We start from the raw sequence: 17,668 nt of genomic DNA on the forward strand, positions 1-17,668 counted from the left end.
ACCACCCAGATCACGAGGGCATTTCATCCTCCGCCGCCCGTTTCGGGGCAACTTCTCCAGCCTAGCGCATGTGGCCCACCCGGTCAAACCAGGCACGCTCACCACCATCCGGAGCACACCGCCTCCACCAGCCCGAACCTCGCGGCCCGCACTCGCTCTCGGCGACCTCCAATAAGTTACGCAGACGTGAACCCAAACGCAAATCGCCAGGTCACACGGCAGATCGCTGCGGTATCGGGTCCGTCAGCGGTGGGTGTCGACTCGTTCGATCCGGCCGCCCAGGGACCGCACCTTCTCGAGAAAGTCGGGGTAGCCGCGGTCGATGTGGAACACCTCGCAGACCTCCGTCACGGCGTCTCCACACATCCCTGCGAGGACCAGGCCCGCGCCGGCGCGGATGTCACTGGCCCACACGGTGGCCGAGTCGAGTCGTTCACGCCCTCGGATCTTGGCGTGGTGACCATCGGTCTCGGCATCCACCCCCATCCGCACCATTTCCTCGACAAAGCGGAAGCGTGCCTCGAAGAGGTTCTCGGTGATCACGGACGCGCCGTCCGCCACTGAGGCCAGCGCGATCGCCATCGGCTGGAGATCGGTGGGGAAACCGGGGAACGGCAGGGTCCGGACATCCCGCGCCCGGGGGCGACCCTCCTGCGTGACCCGCACCCAGTCCGATCCGGTCGAGACCTGTGCCCCCGCACCGCGGAGGTTCTCCAGTACCACGTGGATGAACATGGGATCGATGCCGGTGACGGTCACGTCTCCCCGTGTCATCACGGCCCCCATCGCCCAGGTGGCGGCGACGATCCGGTCCCCGATCACCCGGTGGCTGACCGGGCTCAACGACTCCACGCCCTCGATGGTGATGGTGCTCGTCCCGGCCCCGCTGATCCGGGCACCCATCTTCGACAGCAGGTCACAGATGTCGACGATCTCCGGCTCACGGGCGGCGTTGACCAGGGTCGAGGTCCCCCTCGCCAGGACCGCACCGAACAGGAACGTCTCGGTGGCACCGACGGACGGGAACGCCAGGGTGTACCTGGCCCCCGTGAGTTCGGTGGCCTCGGCGAACAGTCGGCCGTGATCCATCCTCGTGGTGGCGCCCAGCTTCTCGAGCGCCTCGCGGTGCCAGTTGAGCGGCCGATCGCCGATCGCATCACCCCCCGGCATCGCCAGTTCGGCCCGGTGGTAGCGACCGACCAGTGGACCCAGGATGCAGACGGACGCCCTGAGCCTCTGGGCGGCCCGGTCATCGGATACGTGCCCCAGATCCGCAGGTGTGTCGATCGTGACCGTGCCGCCCGAGATCTCGACGGTGCACCCGAGATGGCGCAACACGTCCGCCATCGCGGGCACGTCGGAGATGTCCGGGCAATTGGTCAGCGTGGTGCGCCCCTCAGCCATCAGCGCTACCGCCATCAGCTTGAGCACGCTGTTCTTCGCTCCGGAGACAGAGACCTCACCGGCCAGTCTGGTTCCGCCGGTGACGAGGAAGCTCTCCTCGCGGGACGTGGGGTTGCCGCTCACGGTGTCCACCTTAGGCGAGATCCGGGAGCGATCAGCGCAGCCCGGGTCTGCCCGGGGACGACGCGACCACTCCGGCCGGACCTGGCGACCGTTCAGCCGGGACCGGGAGTCGGCGCGCGAGTAGGTTGGCGTCATGGCTGTGCATCTGACCAAGATCTATACCCGGACCGGCGACGACGGCACCACGGGGCTGTCCGATTTCTCCCGGGTGAGCAAGAACGACGCCCGACTCCACGCCTATGCCGAGTGCGACGAGGCCAATGCCGCCCTCGGGGTAGCCCTGACCTGCGGCGATCTCGACGTCCGGGTCACACACGTACTCCGGGTCGTGCAGAACGACCTCTTCGACGCCGGGGCCGATCTCGCCACCCCGGTGGTGGAGGCCCCCGAGTACCCCCCGCTGCGGATCGAGCAGTCCTACATCGACCGACTCGAGGGCTGGATCGACGAGTTCAACGCCGACCTTCCCGACCTGACCTCGTTCATCCTGCCCGGTGGCACCCCCGGCGCCGCGTACCTGCACGTCGCCCGGACGGTGGCAAGGCGCGCCGAGCGAGCGGCCTGGGCCGCTGCGGACGCCCATCCCGAGACTACGTCCGTACTGCCTGCCAGATACCTCAACCGACTGTCGGACCTGCTGTTCGTGCTGGGAAGGGTGGCCAATCCAGAGGGTGACGTCCTTTGGGTCCCCGGAGGCGAGCGCGGCTGACGGAGCCGAGTTCAGGAGGACGCCGAGTGCAGGAAGTCGCCGAGTTCGAGAACACGCCGGGTCAGACGAGCCGGAGCCCCGGACGGGCACACCGGCCGGCGATCAGGGCAGGACGCCCATCCTCCGCGCCGCGTTGACCGCCTCGAACCGGGTGTGCGCGTCGAGCTTGCGCATCACCGAGCGCAGGTAGCTCTTCACTGTCTCCGCGCCGATTCCCATGTCGGCGGCCGTCTCGATGTTGGTCTTCCCCTGCGCGACGCAGGCGAGGACGTCGAGTTCGCGGCGGGACAGACGAGCCGTCGGCATCTCCGGCGGCGGGGAGACCATCTCGGCGCAGATCCGTTCGAGCTCGGCCCGTACGTCCGGATCCTCGGTCCGCGAGGCCAGCATCCTCAGTCGCGCGTGGGTGTCGCGCATCCGCTCGTTGGACAGGACGTCATCCCAGCGCCCCTCCCCCGCACCCGGCCCCATGGGGGAGGCGCCACGGGCGGCGAGCGCGTCGTTGACCGCGATCTCCTGCTCGAGCGCACGCGCTGTGACCGCCATCTGGTTGAGGACCTTCTCGCCGAACCGGACCGAGGAGTGAACGCCGGCGTAGAGGACCGCTCGCACGTCCTTGCCCACCACGACCGGGATGGCCGCCATCGAGCGCAGCCCCTCGGACAGAACCGGGAGGTCGTACTCGTGGGTGATCACCCCGGCCCGCGGGTAGTCGGCCACCCCGACCGGCTTGCCGGTGGCCATGACCCGACCGCCGACGCCGGCGCCGTAGTGGACGGTGAGGTCCTTCATCGCCGAGGTGCGCATTCCGAGGGACTCGGACAGCACGAGGGTGTGACCTTCGCCGACGACCCCGCCGATCGTCACCGGGATCCCGGTGGCCTCCCGCAGGGCCGAGATCGCGCTGCGCACGGATGCCAGATCGCGCCGTCGACGCTGCGCATCGCCCGCAGCACTCCCGGCTGCACCACGGCCGGCGTTCTCCTCGTCCATGAGGTCTCCTCCCACGTCCGTGGCATACCCCCACCGCGAGTAGGGGACGACACCCCGCAAGTGCCACACATCACCATCGTCAGCGTAACTATACGCACGTGGCCGGGCTGATGCCGACCCCAGGCGGACGCCACCGACCGACAACCCCGGGGGTGCCGTGACCGGCTTCCCAACCGGAGTGCACTCAGGGAGTGAAAGCTGGATCGAATGCCTCGGGATCCTCGGGATCCGCCAGCATCGCGGCCGCTCCTGTGAGTGGTGCGGCACGCTGTTCGTCGTAGATCCACTCCTCGACGTCACTGGAGTCCGGGTCTCCCACCAGGTACGGGTGCAGGCCCAGATCGGCGTCCGCGTCGACCGCCTCCCCCGGGGCGAGCACCGCGTCGCCGAGGAACGCGCCCACCTCGTCGTCGTCGAGATCGACGCCGATCATCACCACGCCCTCGGCGCCCTGTCCGCCCGCCCGGAGCTCGAGTCTGCGCCCCACCAGGGCCACCTCATACCGTCGCTGACCCTCGGCGGTGGACAGTGTCACCGTTCCCTTGGCGCGGTAGACGCCGGCCGGCGGCGAGGCGAGCGCGGCGAGGAACCGTCGGGGATGCAGGGGCCCGGCCGGGGTCACGGTGAGGGCCCGGTAGCCGTCGTGGAGGTGCGAGTGGTCGTGGAGATGCGAGTGGGCGTGGGTCCGGGCCCCGCCGTCCACAGGTCCCGTGCCGTCCGCCGACCCCGGGTTCCCCGCCGCCCCGGTGGCGACGGGCCGATCCGGTTCCATCCCCAAAAGCAGACCCGTCGGCACGGCCGCCCGGACCGCGGGCAGCACGGCGACCCGGGGGGCGTGCCGGCGGATCGTCTCGCGGACCCGGTCGAAGTGCCCGCGGTCCACGAGGTCGCACTTGTTGACCACCACGAGATCAGCCTCCGCCAGATGCGCCGCCAACCTCGGGTGCCGTGCCATGGCGTCGTCGAGTCCCTCGGCGTCGACCACCTGGACCATCCCCGCGTGCCGCACGACCTCGCGCGGCACCTCGTGGACCATCCGTGACAGGACCGCCGGCTCGGCCAGACCGCTGGCCTCGATCACCGCCAGGTCGAGCCCGTGGTCGGGTCCGGCCAGCCGGGCCAGAGCGTCGCCCAGTTCGCTCGCGTCGACCTCGCAGCAGACGCACCCGTTGGCCAACGAGATCATGGAGTCCACACGCCCGGCGACCGAGGTGGCGTCGACGTCGATCTCGCCGAAGTCGTTGACGATCGCGGCGATCCGCAGCTCCGGCGCGCCGGACAGCAGGTGGTTGAGCAGCGTGGTCTTGCCGGCACCGAGGTAACCGGTGAGGACCACCACGGGCAGGGGCTCACCGGGGCCGCGGCGCGCGTCCGCGCTCCCGCCACCGACCCCGGCGAGGTGCCCGTGCGTGGGCTGCTCGCTCAGCGACGCCACTCGGGCTTCCGCTTCTCGGCGAACGCCGACATGCCCTCGGTCTGGTCGTCGGTGGCGAAGAGCGCGTAGAAGGCGTTCTGTTCGGCGAGCAGACCCTCCTCGAGCGTGGTCTCGAAAGACCGGTTGACGGCCTGCTTCGCCGCGATGGCGGTGGTCTTGCTCATCGAGGCGATCTTCGCGGCGACCTTCATTGTCTCGTCGAGCAGCTCCGCGGCCGGGACGACGCGGGTGACCAGGCCGGAGCGCTCGGCCTCGTCGGCGTCCATCTGCCGGCCGGTGAGGCACAGGTCCATGGCCTTGGCCTTGCCCACCGCGCGGGTGAGCCGCTGCGAGCCGCCCATTCCGGGGATCACGCCCAGGGTGATCTCCGGCTGACCGAACTTCGCGTTGTCACCCGCGATGATCATGTCGCACATCATGGCCAGCTCGCAGCCTCCACCGAGGGCGAACCCGGACACGGCCGCGATGATCGGCGTGCGAGCGGCGGTGAGTCGCTTCCAGTCGCCGAAGAACCGTTCGAGGTAGATCCCGGGGTAGCTCTTGTCCTTCATCTCCTTGATGTCGGCGCCGGCCGCGAAGGCCTTCTCCGACCCGGTGATGACGATGCAACCGACGCCGGGGTCGGAGTCGAGACGCTCGACGGCCTCGACGACCTCCTTCTCCATGCCACTGCTCAGGGCGTTAAGCGCCTTGGGTCGGTTGAGCGTGATGACCGCCACGCGGTCGTCGCGCTCCACCAGGATGTTCTCGAACTGCTTCTCCGTCACGGTCATCGCGTGCTCCAGTCTGCGTCAGGGGATACTTGGACTTCCTTGTAAAAGCTCCGGGGCCGATGCTAGCCGGTCATCTGGCGAGCGGTCCCCCGTTCCACAGCCCCGACCGTACGGCCTCGCCGTGCTCGACCGTCGCGGTCCTCGCCTCCGGCACCAGCGGCTCGTACCGCACCAGCGAACCCCAGTCCCGCGACCAGTCGTGCTCCAGATAGGTGGGGACGGTCTCGCCGGCCAGGAGCAGCTCGATGAACCCGAGTGGCCCGCCGCCGTCCCAGGCCTGCCAGGTGTTGGTCGAACTCACCGCGAGGTCGCGATCCGGCAACACCCGGTACTCGGGCAGCTCGTGGACGCCGGCGAACTCCTCGAACGGGCGCAGGCAGGGGACGTGGAACGCCACCGCCCAGTCGGGCAGCACCGGTCGCGAGTCCCCGACCAGCTGCTGCATGGTCACCAGTTCCGGCATCCGCGGAGGGGTGACCGCGATCCATCGCGACGGATCCGGGTCGAGGTCGCGCACCACGAGCCGGATGGCCGTGGCGTCGGAGGGCAGCATGTCGACCGGGACCCGGAGGTTGCGCCAGGACGGCGCCGGGCCGATGTCGATGGGCAGGACGGACCCGGCCGCCACGAACTGCTCGGCGGCGGCGGGGTCGCCGGTGCCGGTGGCGGGGGCGGGTGCGGTGGCGAACTCCACGCGGATCGCGTCCGGCGCGAACGAGCCCGCCACGGCGATCGTGATGAGCGGGTTCTCCTCGTCCCTTTCGGGGTCCCTCGCGGGGAGCCGGTACCAGTCCGTGGTGGTCTCGGCGTTGAACTGCGGGCCGGTCTGGTAGCTGCCGAGCACGGGCACGCGGGCGGGGTCGAGGCCGAAGGGCAGGGCGGCGTGACTGCCGTTGATGCCCTCGCCCGCGCGCACTCCGCCCTCGGTTCCGGCGGTGGTGGCGGTGGCGTCGGAGTCCTCACCGGTGCCCGGGGTGTCGGTGTCGACGGCCTGGGTGGCGGTGAGGTCGGTGGGAATGCCGTCGGGGACGAACTCCACCGGCAGCGCGCCCGCCTCGAGCTGGTCGCGGGGGTCACCGACCGGGACGAGCAGTCCCGCATTGGCGTCGGGCTCGGCCAGCACCATGTCCGCGATGCCGCACGGCTTCCCGGACAGCACCCGGAGGTTCTGGAGGCCGACCGAGTAGGCGGGGTACTGGTTGCGGACCGCCGCGGCCATGGAGGCCACGATGACGACGACGACGAGGGTCGCCGCGAGCCCCAGTGGCGCGTGCGAGACCTCGCGCAGCAGCCGGACCACGGGGCCGCCGACGGCATCGGCCGACCCGGGCCCATCGTGCCGCGCGAACGGCTCCCGGTAGTGCAGGACCAGCGCGATCACGAGCGAGATGAGCATCAAACCGAGGAACACCGAGGAGAACGTGATGCCCGCGATCGACGGCTGGACGCCGCCCCACGGGATCCCGTAGATCGAGATGTACCACCAGCCGTTGGTCGAGGTGAAACTCAACGCCAGGACGAAGAACACCGCGGCCAGGAAGAGCATCCGGTTGCGCAGCGACCGTGTGGCCGCCGGGAGGACGGCCATGGTCACCAGGGCCGCCAGCGCGGCGCCGATCGTGGCGAACGCTCCGAAGTGGTGGGTCCACTTGGTGGGGTTGAGAGCCATGAACGCGATGGACATGGCGGCCAGGCCGACGATCCGTCGGGCCGGCCCCACCGCGACGCCGGGGATCCGGCCCTTGCGGAACAGGATCGCGGCGCAGGTGATCAGCGACAGGAACATCGCCAGGACCGCGAACCGTCGGGCCAGTGACCCGTCCGGGGTCGGGTTCATGAGCCACTCGTACCGCCACACCTCCTCGAACCAGCGCCCGGTGGGGCCGACATTCCCGAGCAACGCCGAGGACTGCAGCGTGGTGACCAGGGGCTGGTCGAGGAAGATCAGGTGGAGCACGCCGAGTCCGGCGGCCAACAGCGGCGCCACAGTCGGGATCCAGCCGTCGCGCCTCGCCCGCCGGATCACCAGTAGCAACAGCGGGCGGGAGGCCGCGATGATCGCCGCGATGCAGAACGTGCCCGTGGGTGCGGCCGAGAGCGTGAGTCCACCGATGATGAAGCCGGTCGCCGCGGGCAGCAGCCTGCCGGTGGCCAGAGCCCGCTCCAGCGAAACCCAGGTGGCCAGGACTCCGAAGGCGACGATCGGCTCCGGGCGCAGACCGTTGTTGTAGGTGAGCCAGAACGCGAGGAACACCGCGGCGGTACTCCACCGGACGGCCGCCGCGCGGCGGGCGGCGATGCCCAGTCGCGGGATCACCTCGCGGGTGAGCAGGACCCAGGACGCGATGCCCAGCAGCAGTGCCGGAAGGCGCAGCCACATGCTGCCCACCGTCAGGGAACTGATCGCCGTGTAAAGGTAGTACGGCATCCCGAACGGGGCGTACGGGGCGCCGTAGTAGCGGAACACCTCCGGCATGTAGCCACTCGAGACCGCGGCACGCGCCTCGGTGAGGATGTACCCGTCATCCGCCGTGTTGGCCCCGATGACGTGCCAGACGAGCAACGTGGCCACGACCACCAGGTCCAGGGGCCGCGGCTTCCACCAGCCGCGCGGGAGCACGCGTCGACCGACACGCCCGTCCCGCAGGTCGAGTCGGTGCAGGGCGACCAGCGCCACGATGATGGCGAGGATCCCGACCACGATCGCGATCTGCTTGATGACGGTCGCCTGGGTGGTGTAGCGGGAGTCGACGGTGATGTCGACGGACATGCCCTCGGGGGCCGGCCCCTGGAGGTCCGTGAACACCCCGACCACCTGGGGCCGGAGATCCTGGTCGATCCGCCCTCCGGCCTCACGGCCGTCCGACTCGAGACCGACGAACTCCGCGGCGATCGACCCGGAGTCGGCCACGACGCGGATCACCGAGCACGCCCCGGCCGAGGCGACGGCCTCGGTGGGGGCTGACGCGACCAGCACGTTCCGGCTGCGCACCTCGACGGTGGGGCCGGCCACGGTGACCATGAGTGCGCGGGCACCGGCGTTCTCACCCGCCTCCCGCGGCGCGGTGGACACGAGCACCCCGTCCTCACGACCCTGGTCCCGCAACTCCCCGACCGCCGAGCACGGGACCTCGGCCACCAGGTCGAGCGGGTAGTACGCCACGAGCGGCGCCGTCACCGGGTCCAGTGTCCCGGCCTCCGGCCAGCTGATCGTCGAGGTTGTCTGGGTGACCGGGAGCAACGGGACGATGAGAGCGAGGAGGATCCCGAGCAGACCGCTGACCGCGGCGACGATCCCCCACCGGGGTCCTGTGCGGGACCTGTCCGGGGCGTCACGGACCTCGGCGGCAGTCGATGGCATGGCGTCCACGCTATAACGAGGAACGGACGTTCCCCGAAACGACGAACGCGCCGGAGAGAAACCCTCCGACGCGCTGTACTCGCTGTGGCCAGAGTCGGGATCGAACCGACGACCTTCCGCTTTTCAGGCGGACGCTCGTACCAACTGAGCTACCTGGCCATAAGACCACCGGCGCATCCGGTGAACACCGAATGCGCCGGTTGTCTCCTGCGACCCTGACGGGACTCGAACCCGCGACCTCCGCCGTGACAGGGCGGCGCGCTAACCAACTGCGCCACAGGGCCGTGCGTTTCGCACGAGACAGAACAGTAATCGACGCTGCCCCCCGGACGCAAATCAGTGGCTCGGCGACGGTCCCGGTGCAGGTCGGCGGGGGGAACTGACCCACGAACGACAGAAGTCCCGGCCACCGACGAACGGTGACCGGGACTTCTCTGCCGAGTACCCCCTACGGGATTCGAACCCGCGCTGCCGGCGTGAAAGGCCGGTGTCCTAGGCCGCTAAACGAAGGGGGCCTGAGCCACGTCCGGGATCGCCGGGCCGCAGCGCAATCGAGTTTAGGGCACGGCCCATCGGACGTCGAAACCAGCCGGGAAAGAGCTGTGCCAGAGCCGCTCCCCGAGGCGCTGCCCAAGGCGCTGCCTGCCGACGCGGACGAGGACGGTATCGTGACCGTCGCCCCTATAGCTCAGTTGGTAGAGCTACGGACTTTTAATCCGCAGGTCGTCGGTTCGAGCCCGACTGGGGGCACCACGAGCCGCCGGCGCGCGATGCAGGACTGACCGCGCCCCCGGCGCTGCATTGGACCTGCCCGCGCCGCACTGGGACACTCGTACCCATGTCCGCACCCACCGCCACCGGCGCGCCCGCCCTGCGCATCGGCCCCCTCGAGCTCGCCTCTCCGGTCGTCCTGGCGCCGATGGCGGGCGTCACCAACGTCGCCTTCCGCACCCTGTGCCGCGAGCTCGAACGTGAGCAGCAGGGCTCGGTGTCCGGGCTCTACGTCTGTGAGATGGTCACGGCCCGGGCGCTCGTCGAACGCCAGCCCGGGACCCTGCACATGGCCACGTTCGCGCCGGACGAGTCCCCCCGCAGCCTGCAGCTCTACACGGTGGACGCCGCGTACACCTACGCCGCCGCCAAGATGATCGTCGACGAGGACCTGGCGGACCACATCGACATCAACTTCGGCTGCCCGGTCCCCAAGGTCACCCGGCGAGGGGGCGGATCGGCGATCCCGTACAAGCGACGGCTGTTCCGCTCCATCGTCGCCGCGGCGGTCCGTGCGACCGAGGGGACCGACATCCCGGTCACGGTGAAGATGCGGGTGGGGATCGACGACGAGCATCACACCCATCTCGACGCCGGCCGCATCGCCGTCGACGAGGGCGCCAGGGCCGTCGCCCTGCACGCGCGCACCGCCGCCCAGCGGTATTCGGGCACGGCGGACTGGTCCCAGATCTCCCGCCTGGTCGAGCACATCGGCGCGGTCTCCGATGTGCCCGTGCTGGGCAACGGCGACATCTTCTCCGCCGATGATGCCGTTCGGATGAGAGAACAGACCGGGTGCGCGGGCGTCGTGATCGGCAGGGGGTGCCTGGGCCGACCGTGGCTGTTCTCGGAACTCGCCGCCACCCTGGACGGAAGGCAGGCCCCGACCCCGCCCACGCTGGGCGAGGTCGCCCGGATCATGTATCGGCACGGCCAACTGCTCGCCGAGCACCACGGCGAGGACAAGGGGATGCGCGACATCCGCAAGCACGTGGCCTGGTACCTGCGGGGGTTCCCGGCCGGCTCCGGCAAGCGGGTCGCCCTGTCGGCCGTCCGCACCCTGGACGATCTCGCGGAGATGCTCGCGGACCTGCCCGCGGACGAGCCGTTCCCCGCCGACGGATACGGCCCACGGGGTCGACAGGGATCACCCTCCCGTGTCCTGCTACCCGAGGGCTGGCTGGACGATCCGGAGGACGACGCGGTGGCGCTCGCCGGCGCGGACGCCGAGAACTCGGGCGGCTGAACCACACCCCGTCAGACCGGGGCGACGGCGGCGTGCCCGCCTGTTCATATGCCGTTCATCGCCGTGATCGATTGTGCGGTTGACATGCCCGTATGCTGGTTCTCATGCGTCTCGTCTACTCCGAAGAACTCGCGGATCTGGCCACCTCGATGGCCCGGATGTGCTCCCTCGCCACCGACGACATGGAGCTGGCGACCCACGCCCTCCTCCAGGCCGACCTCACGGCCGCCGAGAGGGTTCTCCAGTCCTCGACGGAGATGGCCCGGTTGGCGACCGAGAACGAGGAGCGCGGGTTCGCGCTCCTCGCACTCCAGGCCCCTGTAGCTCGCGATCTCCGGCAGGTGGTCACCTCCATCCAGCTGGTCCAGGACCTCACCCGCATGGGCACGCTGGCGGGTCACGTCGCCAAGATCGTGCGCCGCAGGCACCCGGAGAGCGTCCTCCCCGAGCCCGTCAACGGGTACTTCGCCGAGATGGGCCGGGTCGCGGTCTCCCTCGGCCGGTCGGCCACCGAGGTGCTGCTCAACCGGGACGCGGAGCAGGCGGCGACGCTGGCCCAACAGGATGACGCCGTCGACGACCTCCGCCGCCATCTGTTCACTCTGCTCACCGTCCGGGAGTGGAAGTGGGGGGTGGCGTCGGCGGTCGACGTGACCCTCCTCGGCCGCTACTACGAACGGTTCGCCGACCACGCCGTCGAGGTGGCCCAGCGCGTGATCTTCCTCGCCACCGGTGAGTACGCCACCACGGCGGAAGACGACCCGGAACACTCCCCCGCCTCCAACGAGGAGTTGGTGCGCCGTTTCAACGAAGCCGACCGGTCGTTGACACAGCGCGTCTCAGGGGAGGACGACCGCGACCCCAGCTGACGGCGGTTCCGGCGGCCCCGGCCACCGAGAACCGAGCGCCAACGAGAAGCGCCCCGGCCCCCGCCTCATGGGCGGGCGCCGGGGCGCTCTGCGGTGTGCGGTGACTCAGCCGAAGCGGCCGGACACGTAGTCCTCGGTCTGCTTGTTGTCCGGGTTCGAGAAGATCTTCTCGGTGGAGTTGACCTCGACGAGCTGGCCCGGCATCCCGGTGGCCTCGAGCGAGAAGAACGCGGTCTGATCGGACACACGCGCCGCCTGCTGCATGTTGTGCGTCACGATCACGATGGTGAACTCGCTCTTGAGCTCGGCGATGAGGTCCTCCACCGCGAGCGTGGAGATCGGGTCGAGAGCGGAACAGGGCTCGTCCATCAGTAGGACCTGGGGCTCGATGGCGATCGCGCGCGCGATGCACAGGCGCTGCTGCTGACCGCCCGAGAGCCCGCCGCCCGGCTTGTCCAGACGATCCTTGACCTCGTTCCACAGATTCGCGCCACGCAGCGACTTCTCGGCCACCTCGTCCAGCGTCTTCTTGTTTTTGACGCCCTGGAGCCTGAGGCCGGCGGTGACGTTCTCCTTGATCGACATCGTGGGGAACGGGTTGGGCCGCTGGAACACCATCCCGATGGTCCGGCGGACGGCGACGGGATCCACCTTCTTGTCGTAGATGTCCACGCCGTCGAGCTTGATGGATCCCGTGGCGTACGCGCCCGCGATCTCCTCGTGCATGCGGTTGAGCGAGCGGAGCACGGTGGATTTGCCGCAGCCTGACGGGCCGATGAAGGCGGTCACCGAGCGCGGGGGGACGTGGAGGTCGACGTCCTTCACGGCGTGGAAGTCGCCGTAGAAGATGTCGACGTTCTCGAGGTCGAGTCGCTTGGCCATGACAGGTCCTTACTTGGTCTTCGGCGCGAGCGCCTTGGAAGCGAACGTGGCGAGGACGTTCGCCAGGGCGATGATGATGATCAGGGTGAGGGCTGCGCCCCAGATGCGGTACTGGCCGGCCTCGGTCGGGTTCGACAGCTGGTTGAAGATCAACAGCGGCAGCGAGGCCATGTTCCCCTGGAACAGGTCGTAGTTGAAGCTCGCCGTGTAGCCCACGAGGATCAGCACCGGGGCCGTCTCGCCCATGACGCGGGCGATCGAGAGGAAGACTCCGGAGATCATGCCCGACAGCGCGGTGGGGACCACAATGCTCACGATGGTCTTCCACTTGGGGACGCCGAGTGCGTACGACGCCTCGCGGAGCTCGTCCGGGACGAGCTTGAGCATCTCCTCGGTCGACCGCACGATCAGGGGCAGCATGAGCAGCACCAGCGCGAGGCTCACCGCGAACGCACTGAGCTGGAACCGCAGAACGGAGACCCAGACCCCGAAGATGAAGATGGCCGCGACGACCGAGGGCACGCCGGCGAGCACGTCGACCATGAAGGTGGTCGGCCGTGCGAGCCTCGACTCGGGGTACTCGACCAACATGATGCCCGCGGCCACGCCGAGCGGGATGGAGATGACGGCGGCGATGACCGCCTGGACGAGGCTGCCGTAGATGGCGTGACCCACACCGCCCGCCATCGAGGACGGCGACACGAGGAAGAACGAATTGGTCCACCAGGTGGGGTTGATGACCGCGGGGATTCCCGACTCGATCACCTTGTACAGCAGCGCCACCAGCGGGATGACCGCCAGCACGAAGCACAGGGAGAAGACCACCGTCGCCGCCTTGTCCTTCGCCCTGCGGCTGCCGGCGATGGGCAGGAATGTCTCCGAGGGCTTGGCGGGCTTGGCGAGGTCGGACGTTGCCTGGGTCATCAGCCGTTGACCTTTCCACCGGACACGGAGCGTGCGATGAGGTTGACGAAGAAGGTGAGGATGAACAGCACCAGTCCGGCCGCGATGTAGGCGCCGGTGGGCAGCGGGTGGTTGAACTCGGCCGCGCCCGACGCGATCTTCGAGGCGAACGTGAAGCCGCCGTCGAAGAGCGACAGGGTGCCGGGGGCGCTCGCCGCACGGAGGATGATCAGGACCGCGACGGTCTCACCGAGCGCACGCCCGAGCGCGAGCATGGACCCCGCGATCATGCCGGACTTCGCGTAGGGGAAGCACGTCATCCGGATCTTCTCCCACTTGGTCGCACCCAATGCCAGCGCGGCCTCCTGGTGGAGCGAGGGGGTCTGCCGGATGGTCTCGCGCGACATGGAGGTGATGATCGGCAGGATCATGATCGCCAGGACCACTCCGGCGGTGAAGATGGTGCCACCACCGGCGATCGAGACGTTGCCGTCGCCGAAGAGGAAGATCCACCCGAGGTTCTGGTTGAGCCACTCGGACAGGGGGACCAGCCACGGTCCGAGGACGATCAGGCCCCACATGCCGTAGATGATCGACGGGACGGCGGCCAGGAGGTCGATGAGCGCCGACAGCGACCTGGAGAGCCGGGGCGGCGCGTACTGGACGAGGAAGGTCGCGATGCCGATGGACACCGGCACCGCGAGGACCAGCGCGAAGATCGAACTCAGGACGGTCACCCTGAACATGTCGAGGATGCCGAACCTCAGGTCGTCCGGATTGGTCGTGTTCCACTCGGACGAGGTGAAGAAGTTGACGTTGTTCGCCATGAGTGAGGGCGCCGCCTGCATGACCAGGACGATCGCGATCAGGGCGATCAGGGCGACGATGACGCCGCCGGCCGCCACCGTGGCGCTGCGGAAGACCGCGTCGGCGCCCCGGGAGGACCTGCCGGCGAGGAGATCGCTCTTCGCGTCCTTCTCCGGCGAGCTCTCCGACCCCGTGCTGCCGGAGAGCCCGCCGGACTGCCCGGTGCTCCGGTCGGCGTGGCGGTCGACGGATTCGTGAACTGTCATTGGACCTTCAGTCGCTCGGGGGGAGATGGTCGGTCACCGGCCTGCCGCGCTCGGCGGCGGGCCGGTGACCGGTGGATCAGGAGATCTCGGAGATCGCGGTGAGGAGCTGCTCGCGGAAGGCGTCCGGCACGGGGATGTAACCCTCGTCCTCGAGCTGCGCCTGGACGTCCTCCGCCACCGCGATGTTGAGGAACGACCGGACGGCCGCGGCGGTCTCGGGATCCTCGTACGACGAGCAGACGATCTCGTACGTGGGGAGGATGATGGGGTACGCGCCCGCGGACTCGGGGACGTAGAACGACGAGGTGTCGATGACGAGGTCGTTGGTGCCCTCGTTCTCCAGCCGCGCGGAGTCGATGGTCACGCCGGACGTCTCGGCGTTGAGTTCCACACCCTCCGGGTCCGCGGGGGTGATGACCTTGACCATCGACAGGTTCTGGTTCTTGGCGTACGACCACTCGGTGTAGGTGATGGTGCCCGGGGTCTGGCCGATGGCACCGGAGACGCCCTCGTTGCCGCGGGCACCCTCGCCGACCCCACCGGTGAAGGTCTTGCCGGCGCCCTGCGTCCACGCGCCCTCGGAGGCCGCCTCGAGGTACTTCTGGAAGTTGTCGGTCGTGCCGGACTCGTCAGACCGGAAGATCACGGTGATGGGCTCGTCCGGGAGGTCCACGCCGTCGTTCTCCTCGGCGATCGCCGGATCGTTCCACGTGGTGATCTCGCCGTTGAAGATCTTGGCGAGGGTGGGGCCGGAGAGCTTCAGCTCGACGCCGTCGAGGTTGTACGCCACGGCGATGGGGCCGAACACGGCGGGGATGTTCCACGCCTCGGAGCCGCACCGCTCCTCGGCCGCCGCGTAGTCGGCCTCCTTCAGCGGGGAATCGGACCCACCGAAATCCGTGATCCCGCCGGTGAACTCGCTCACGCCGGCGCCCGAGCCGTTGGAGTTGTAGTTCAGCGTCTGGCCCTCGCAGCTCAGGGCGTAGGAGTTCGCGAAGATCGTCATGGCGTTGTTCTGGGCGGAGGAGCCCGACGCGGTCAGAGTCGGCTTGCCCTCACACTCCGCGCCGGAGACACTCTGCGCCGCGGTGTCGCCGCCTCCGGTGTTGTCATCCGAGCAGGCGGCCAACCCGACCGCGGTGAGGGCGGTGAGGCCGAGAAGAGCACCGGTGCGCTTGAGGTCCACTGAATCTCCTTGTTTCGTCCGGCGGGGAGCCCTCCGGGACACGTCTGTGGTGACTGCAACACAAAGCCGGGCCGATACCGCGACCCGACGAGGACAGAACCTAAGGGCCCGATATGAACGGCCCCGCCGGAGAAGGTGAACTAGAGATGAAATCAGCGGATGCGTCACGAATAGTACGCTTATTCACGTCTCACGCAATGCGACGACCAGGGCATATAGGTGGGCGGCGGGTCGCCTGACCCGACACCTCACCCCGAGGTGTACGTCACATCGCGGTGCTCGACGGTGAACCCGAGCCTCTCATAGGTCTTGAGGGCGGCCGTGTTGTCGCCCTCCACGTAGAGCACGACCGACTCCGCACCCCGTGGTCCCTCGAGGTGCGCCACCCCGAGCGAGGTGAGCATCCCCCCGAGTCCCCGACCCTGGTCGGCCGGGTCGACCCCGACCACGTAGACCTCGCCCTCCACGGGGGAACCGGGCTCGGTGACCGTCTTGGTCCAGTGGAACCCCGCGAGCCGTGGCGCGGGCCCCGCGGTGTCGACGGCCAGGAAGATCCCCGCGGGGTCCACCCACTCCACCGCGAGACGCTGGTCGAGCAGCTCGCGGCTCCACCCACCCTGCTCCGGGTGCCACGAGAAGGCGGCGTTGTTCACGCGGAGGAACTCCTTCCGCGCGTCCATTCCGGGCCACCGCGCTCCGCCTTCGGAGACCGCCTCCGCCAGGGTTCCCGTCTCGATCCCCTCGGCGGGGCTCGTCGCGGGGAGTGCGGGGCCGTCGGTCGCGCGCCGACGCATCTTGAGTAGTTCGCGGGTGCGCACCAGACCGGCCGATGCGGCGAGCGCTCGCGCGGCCGGCAGGTCGCCGTGCGCCCACACCGCGGCGGCGGGCTCCAGCTCGAGCACGGCGCGCACCAGTTCCGAACCGACCCCTCGCCGACGCTCCCGGGGGGCGACGACCATCTCGGCGGTCGCGTCCCCGCCCTCGCCGGCGAGCTGGGCGTAACCGACGACCCCTCCCCCGTCGCCGCGGATCAGGAGATGGCGGACACCCTGCCCGTCGTCCGACCGGAGGGACCGCATCGGCTGCTCGCCGAGCGGGGGCACCCCGTCCTCGTCGCCGGCCTCACGGGCGACCGCCTCGACCATCGCGGCCGTGGCGTCGTCCACCGAACGCTCGATGGCGGTCATGCGTCTCCCCCGTCCTCCCTGCGGTCGGTCGGCCGGACCGCCTTGTACCCGACGTTACGCACGGTTCCGATGAGGGACTCGTGGTCCGGTCCGAGCTTGGCGCGCAGCCGCCGGACGTGGACGTCGACGGTCCGGGTGCCGCCGAAGAAGTCGTAGCCCCAGACCTCCTGGAGGAGCTGGGCGCGCGAGAACACCCGCCCGGGGTGTTGGCACAGGTGCTTGAGGAGCTCGAACTCCTTGTAGGTCAGATCAAGCGGTCGGCCCTTGACCCGGGCCACGTAGGTCTCCTCGTCGATCACGAGTTCGCCCACCGTGAGCAGCCCTCCGTCGGACTCGCCCTGCGAGGAGTGACGCGCGGCGGACAGTCTGAACCGGGCGTCCACCTCGGCGGGACCGGTGGTCGGCAGGATGATGTCGTCGAGCCCCCAGTCCCCGCTGACCGCGATCAGCCCGCCCTCGGAGACGACCGCGATGACGGAGATCTCCGCGCTCCCCGACAGGAGGCGGCAGAGCGCGCGCGAGGCCGCGAGATCACTCCTCGCATCGACCACGGCGAGCGCGGCACCGGCCAACTCGCCCACGGAGGAGGCGAGGGGCGGGAGCAGCCTGACCGAGTGCGGCAGGAGCGACAGGGCGGGGACCACCGTCTCAGGGTCTGATTCAGCCGTGAGGAGCACTACGTCCATGTGTCGCTTCCTCCTCGTCCGGGCGCCCAGACGATACTAGCGACACGTCCCCCAGTTCCGGCCATCG

14 protein-coding genes and 4 tRNA genes are annotated in these 17,668 nt (G+C 69.4%); 4 read left to right on the top strand and 14 right to left on the bottom strand.

What is annotated here, in order from left to right; translation table 11 throughout:
• Window positions 1-243: 243 nt before the first annotated feature.
• Window positions 244-1,527: a UDP-N-acetylglucosamine 1-carboxyvinyltransferase gene (murA, locus tag H483_RS21260; RefSeq protein WP_031264392.1), complete on the bottom strand. Its 1,284-nt coding sequence runs from the start codon at window positions 1,525-1,527 to the stop codon at window positions 244-246.
• Window positions 1,528-1,660: 133 nt separating this feature from the next.
• Here murA and H483_RS21265 point away from each other — a divergent pair, with 133 nt between their 5' ends.
• The gene (locus H483_RS21265) at window positions 1,661-2,236 is read left to right on the top strand and encodes a cob(I)yrinic acid a,c-diamide adenosyltransferase (RefSeq protein ID WP_017835258.1); all 576 of its coding nucleotides are present in this window, start codon (window positions 1,661-1,663) and stop codon (window positions 2,234-2,236) included.
• 102 nt (window positions 2,237-2,338) lie between these two features.
• Here H483_RS21265 and H483_RS21270 read toward each other — a convergent pair whose 3' ends face one another.
• The 7 genes from H483_RS21270 to H483_RS21300 all read right to left on the bottom strand — a co-directional run bounded on the left by H483_RS21270 (window position 2,339) and on the right by H483_RS21300 (window position 9,313).
• Window positions 2,339-3,229, bottom strand: a complete 891-nt coding sequence (locus H483_RS21270; protein WP_017835259.1) for a LuxR C-terminal-related transcriptional regulator — start codon at window positions 3,227-3,229, stop codon at window positions 2,339-2,341.
• Window positions 3,230-3,413: 184 nt separating this feature from the next.
• Window positions 3,414-4,664, bottom strand: a complete 1,251-nt coding sequence (locus H483_RS21275; RefSeq protein WP_017835260.1) for a GTP-binding protein — start codon at window positions 4,662-4,664, stop codon at window positions 3,414-3,416.
• Window positions 4,652-5,437, bottom strand: a complete 786-nt coding sequence (locus H483_RS21280; protein ID WP_017835261.1) for an enoyl-CoA hydratase — start codon at window positions 5,435-5,437, stop codon at window positions 4,652-4,654. The genes H483_RS21275 and H483_RS21280 overlap by 13 nt, the downstream gene beginning before the upstream one ends.
• Window positions 5,438-5,507: 70 nt before the next feature.
• Window positions 5,508-8,798 carry an arabinosyltransferase domain-containing protein gene (locus H483_RS21285; protein WP_017835262.1) on the bottom strand — a complete coding sequence of 1,097 codons (3,291 nt, stop codon included), beginning with the start codon at window positions 8,796-8,798 and terminating at the stop codon, window positions 5,508-5,510.
• A gap of 85 nt (window positions 8,799-8,883) precedes the next feature.
• Window positions 8,884-8,957 (bottom strand) — tRNA-Phe (locus H483_RS21290).
• Between the two features lie 51 nt (window positions 8,958-9,008).
• A tRNA-Asp gene (locus H483_RS21295) sits at window positions 9,009-9,082 on the bottom strand.
• A gap of 158 nt (window positions 9,083-9,240) precedes the next feature.
• Window positions 9,241-9,313, bottom strand: a tRNA-Glu gene (locus tag H483_RS21300).
• A 162-nt stretch (window positions 9,314-9,475) separates the two neighbouring features.
• Between H483_RS21300 and H483_RS21305 the strand changes: the two genes are divergently transcribed.
• The 3 genes from H483_RS21305 (at window position 9,476) to phoU (ending at window position 11,684) form a co-directional block, all read left to right on the top strand.
• Window positions 9,476-9,551: transfer RNA gene (locus tag H483_RS21305), tRNA-Lys, on the top strand.
• An 85-nt stretch (window positions 9,552-9,636) separates the two neighbouring features.
• Window positions 9,637-10,815, top strand: a complete 1,179-nt coding sequence (gene dusB, locus H483_RS21310; protein WP_017835263.1) for a tRNA dihydrouridine synthase DusB — start codon at window positions 9,637-9,639, stop codon at window positions 10,813-10,815.
• Between the two features lie 104 nt (window positions 10,816-10,919).
• Window positions 10,920-11,684 carry a phosphate signaling complex protein PhoU gene (gene phoU, locus H483_RS21315; RefSeq protein WP_042328749.1) on the top strand — a complete coding sequence of 255 codons (765 nt, stop codon included), beginning with the start codon at window positions 10,920-10,922 and terminating at the stop codon, window positions 11,682-11,684.
• 105 nt (window positions 11,685-11,789) lie between these two features.
• On the opposite strand, the gene pstB is transcribed toward phoU, so the two are convergent.
• The 6 genes from pstB to H483_RS21345 all read right to left on the bottom strand — a co-directional run bounded on the left by pstB (window position 11,790) and on the right by H483_RS21345 (window position 17,601).
• Window positions 11,790-12,566 carry a phosphate ABC transporter ATP-binding protein PstB gene (gene pstB / locus H483_RS21320; RefSeq protein WP_017835265.1) on the bottom strand — a complete coding sequence of 259 codons (777 nt, stop codon included), beginning with the start codon at window positions 12,564-12,566 and terminating at the stop codon, window positions 11,790-11,792.
• 9 nt (window positions 12,567-12,575) lie between these two features.
• Complete coding sequence (gene pstA / locus H483_RS21325) at window positions 12,576-13,490, bottom strand: phosphate ABC transporter permease PstA (protein ID WP_017835266.1); 915 nt, start codon at window positions 13,488-13,490, stop codon at window positions 12,576-12,578.
• Entirely contained in the window at window positions 13,490-14,542 is a 1,053-nt protein-coding gene (gene pstC, locus H483_RS21330; protein ID WP_017835267.1) for a phosphate ABC transporter permease subunit PstC, read from the bottom strand. Before pstC ends, pstA begins: the two co-directional genes overlap by 1 nt.
• 76 nt (window positions 14,543-14,618) lie before the next feature.
• Window positions 14,619-15,728, bottom strand: coding sequence for a phosphate ABC transporter substrate-binding protein PstS (pstS, locus tag H483_RS21335; protein ID WP_017835268.1), 1,110 nt, complete (start codon window positions 15,726-15,728; stop codon window positions 14,619-14,621).
• A gap of 248 nt (window positions 15,729-15,976) precedes the next feature.
• Entirely contained in the window at window positions 15,977-16,915 is a 939-nt protein-coding gene (gene mshD, locus H483_RS21340; protein WP_017835269.1) for a mycothiol synthase, read from the bottom strand.
• The gene (locus tag H483_RS21345; protein WP_017835270.1) at window positions 16,912-17,601 is read right to left on the bottom strand and encodes a response regulator transcription factor; all 690 of its coding nucleotides are present in this window, start codon (window positions 17,599-17,601) and stop codon (window positions 16,912-16,914) included. The genes mshD and H483_RS21345 overlap by 4 nt, the downstream gene beginning before the upstream one ends.
• Window positions 17,602-17,668 lie beyond the last annotated feature (67 nt).

The organism is Dietzia sp. UCD-THP (assembly GCF_000349585.1).
In the GTDB taxonomy this organism is placed as follows: Bacteria; Actinomycetota; Actinomycetes; order Mycobacteriales; family Mycobacteriaceae; genus Dietzia; species Dietzia natronolimnaea_A.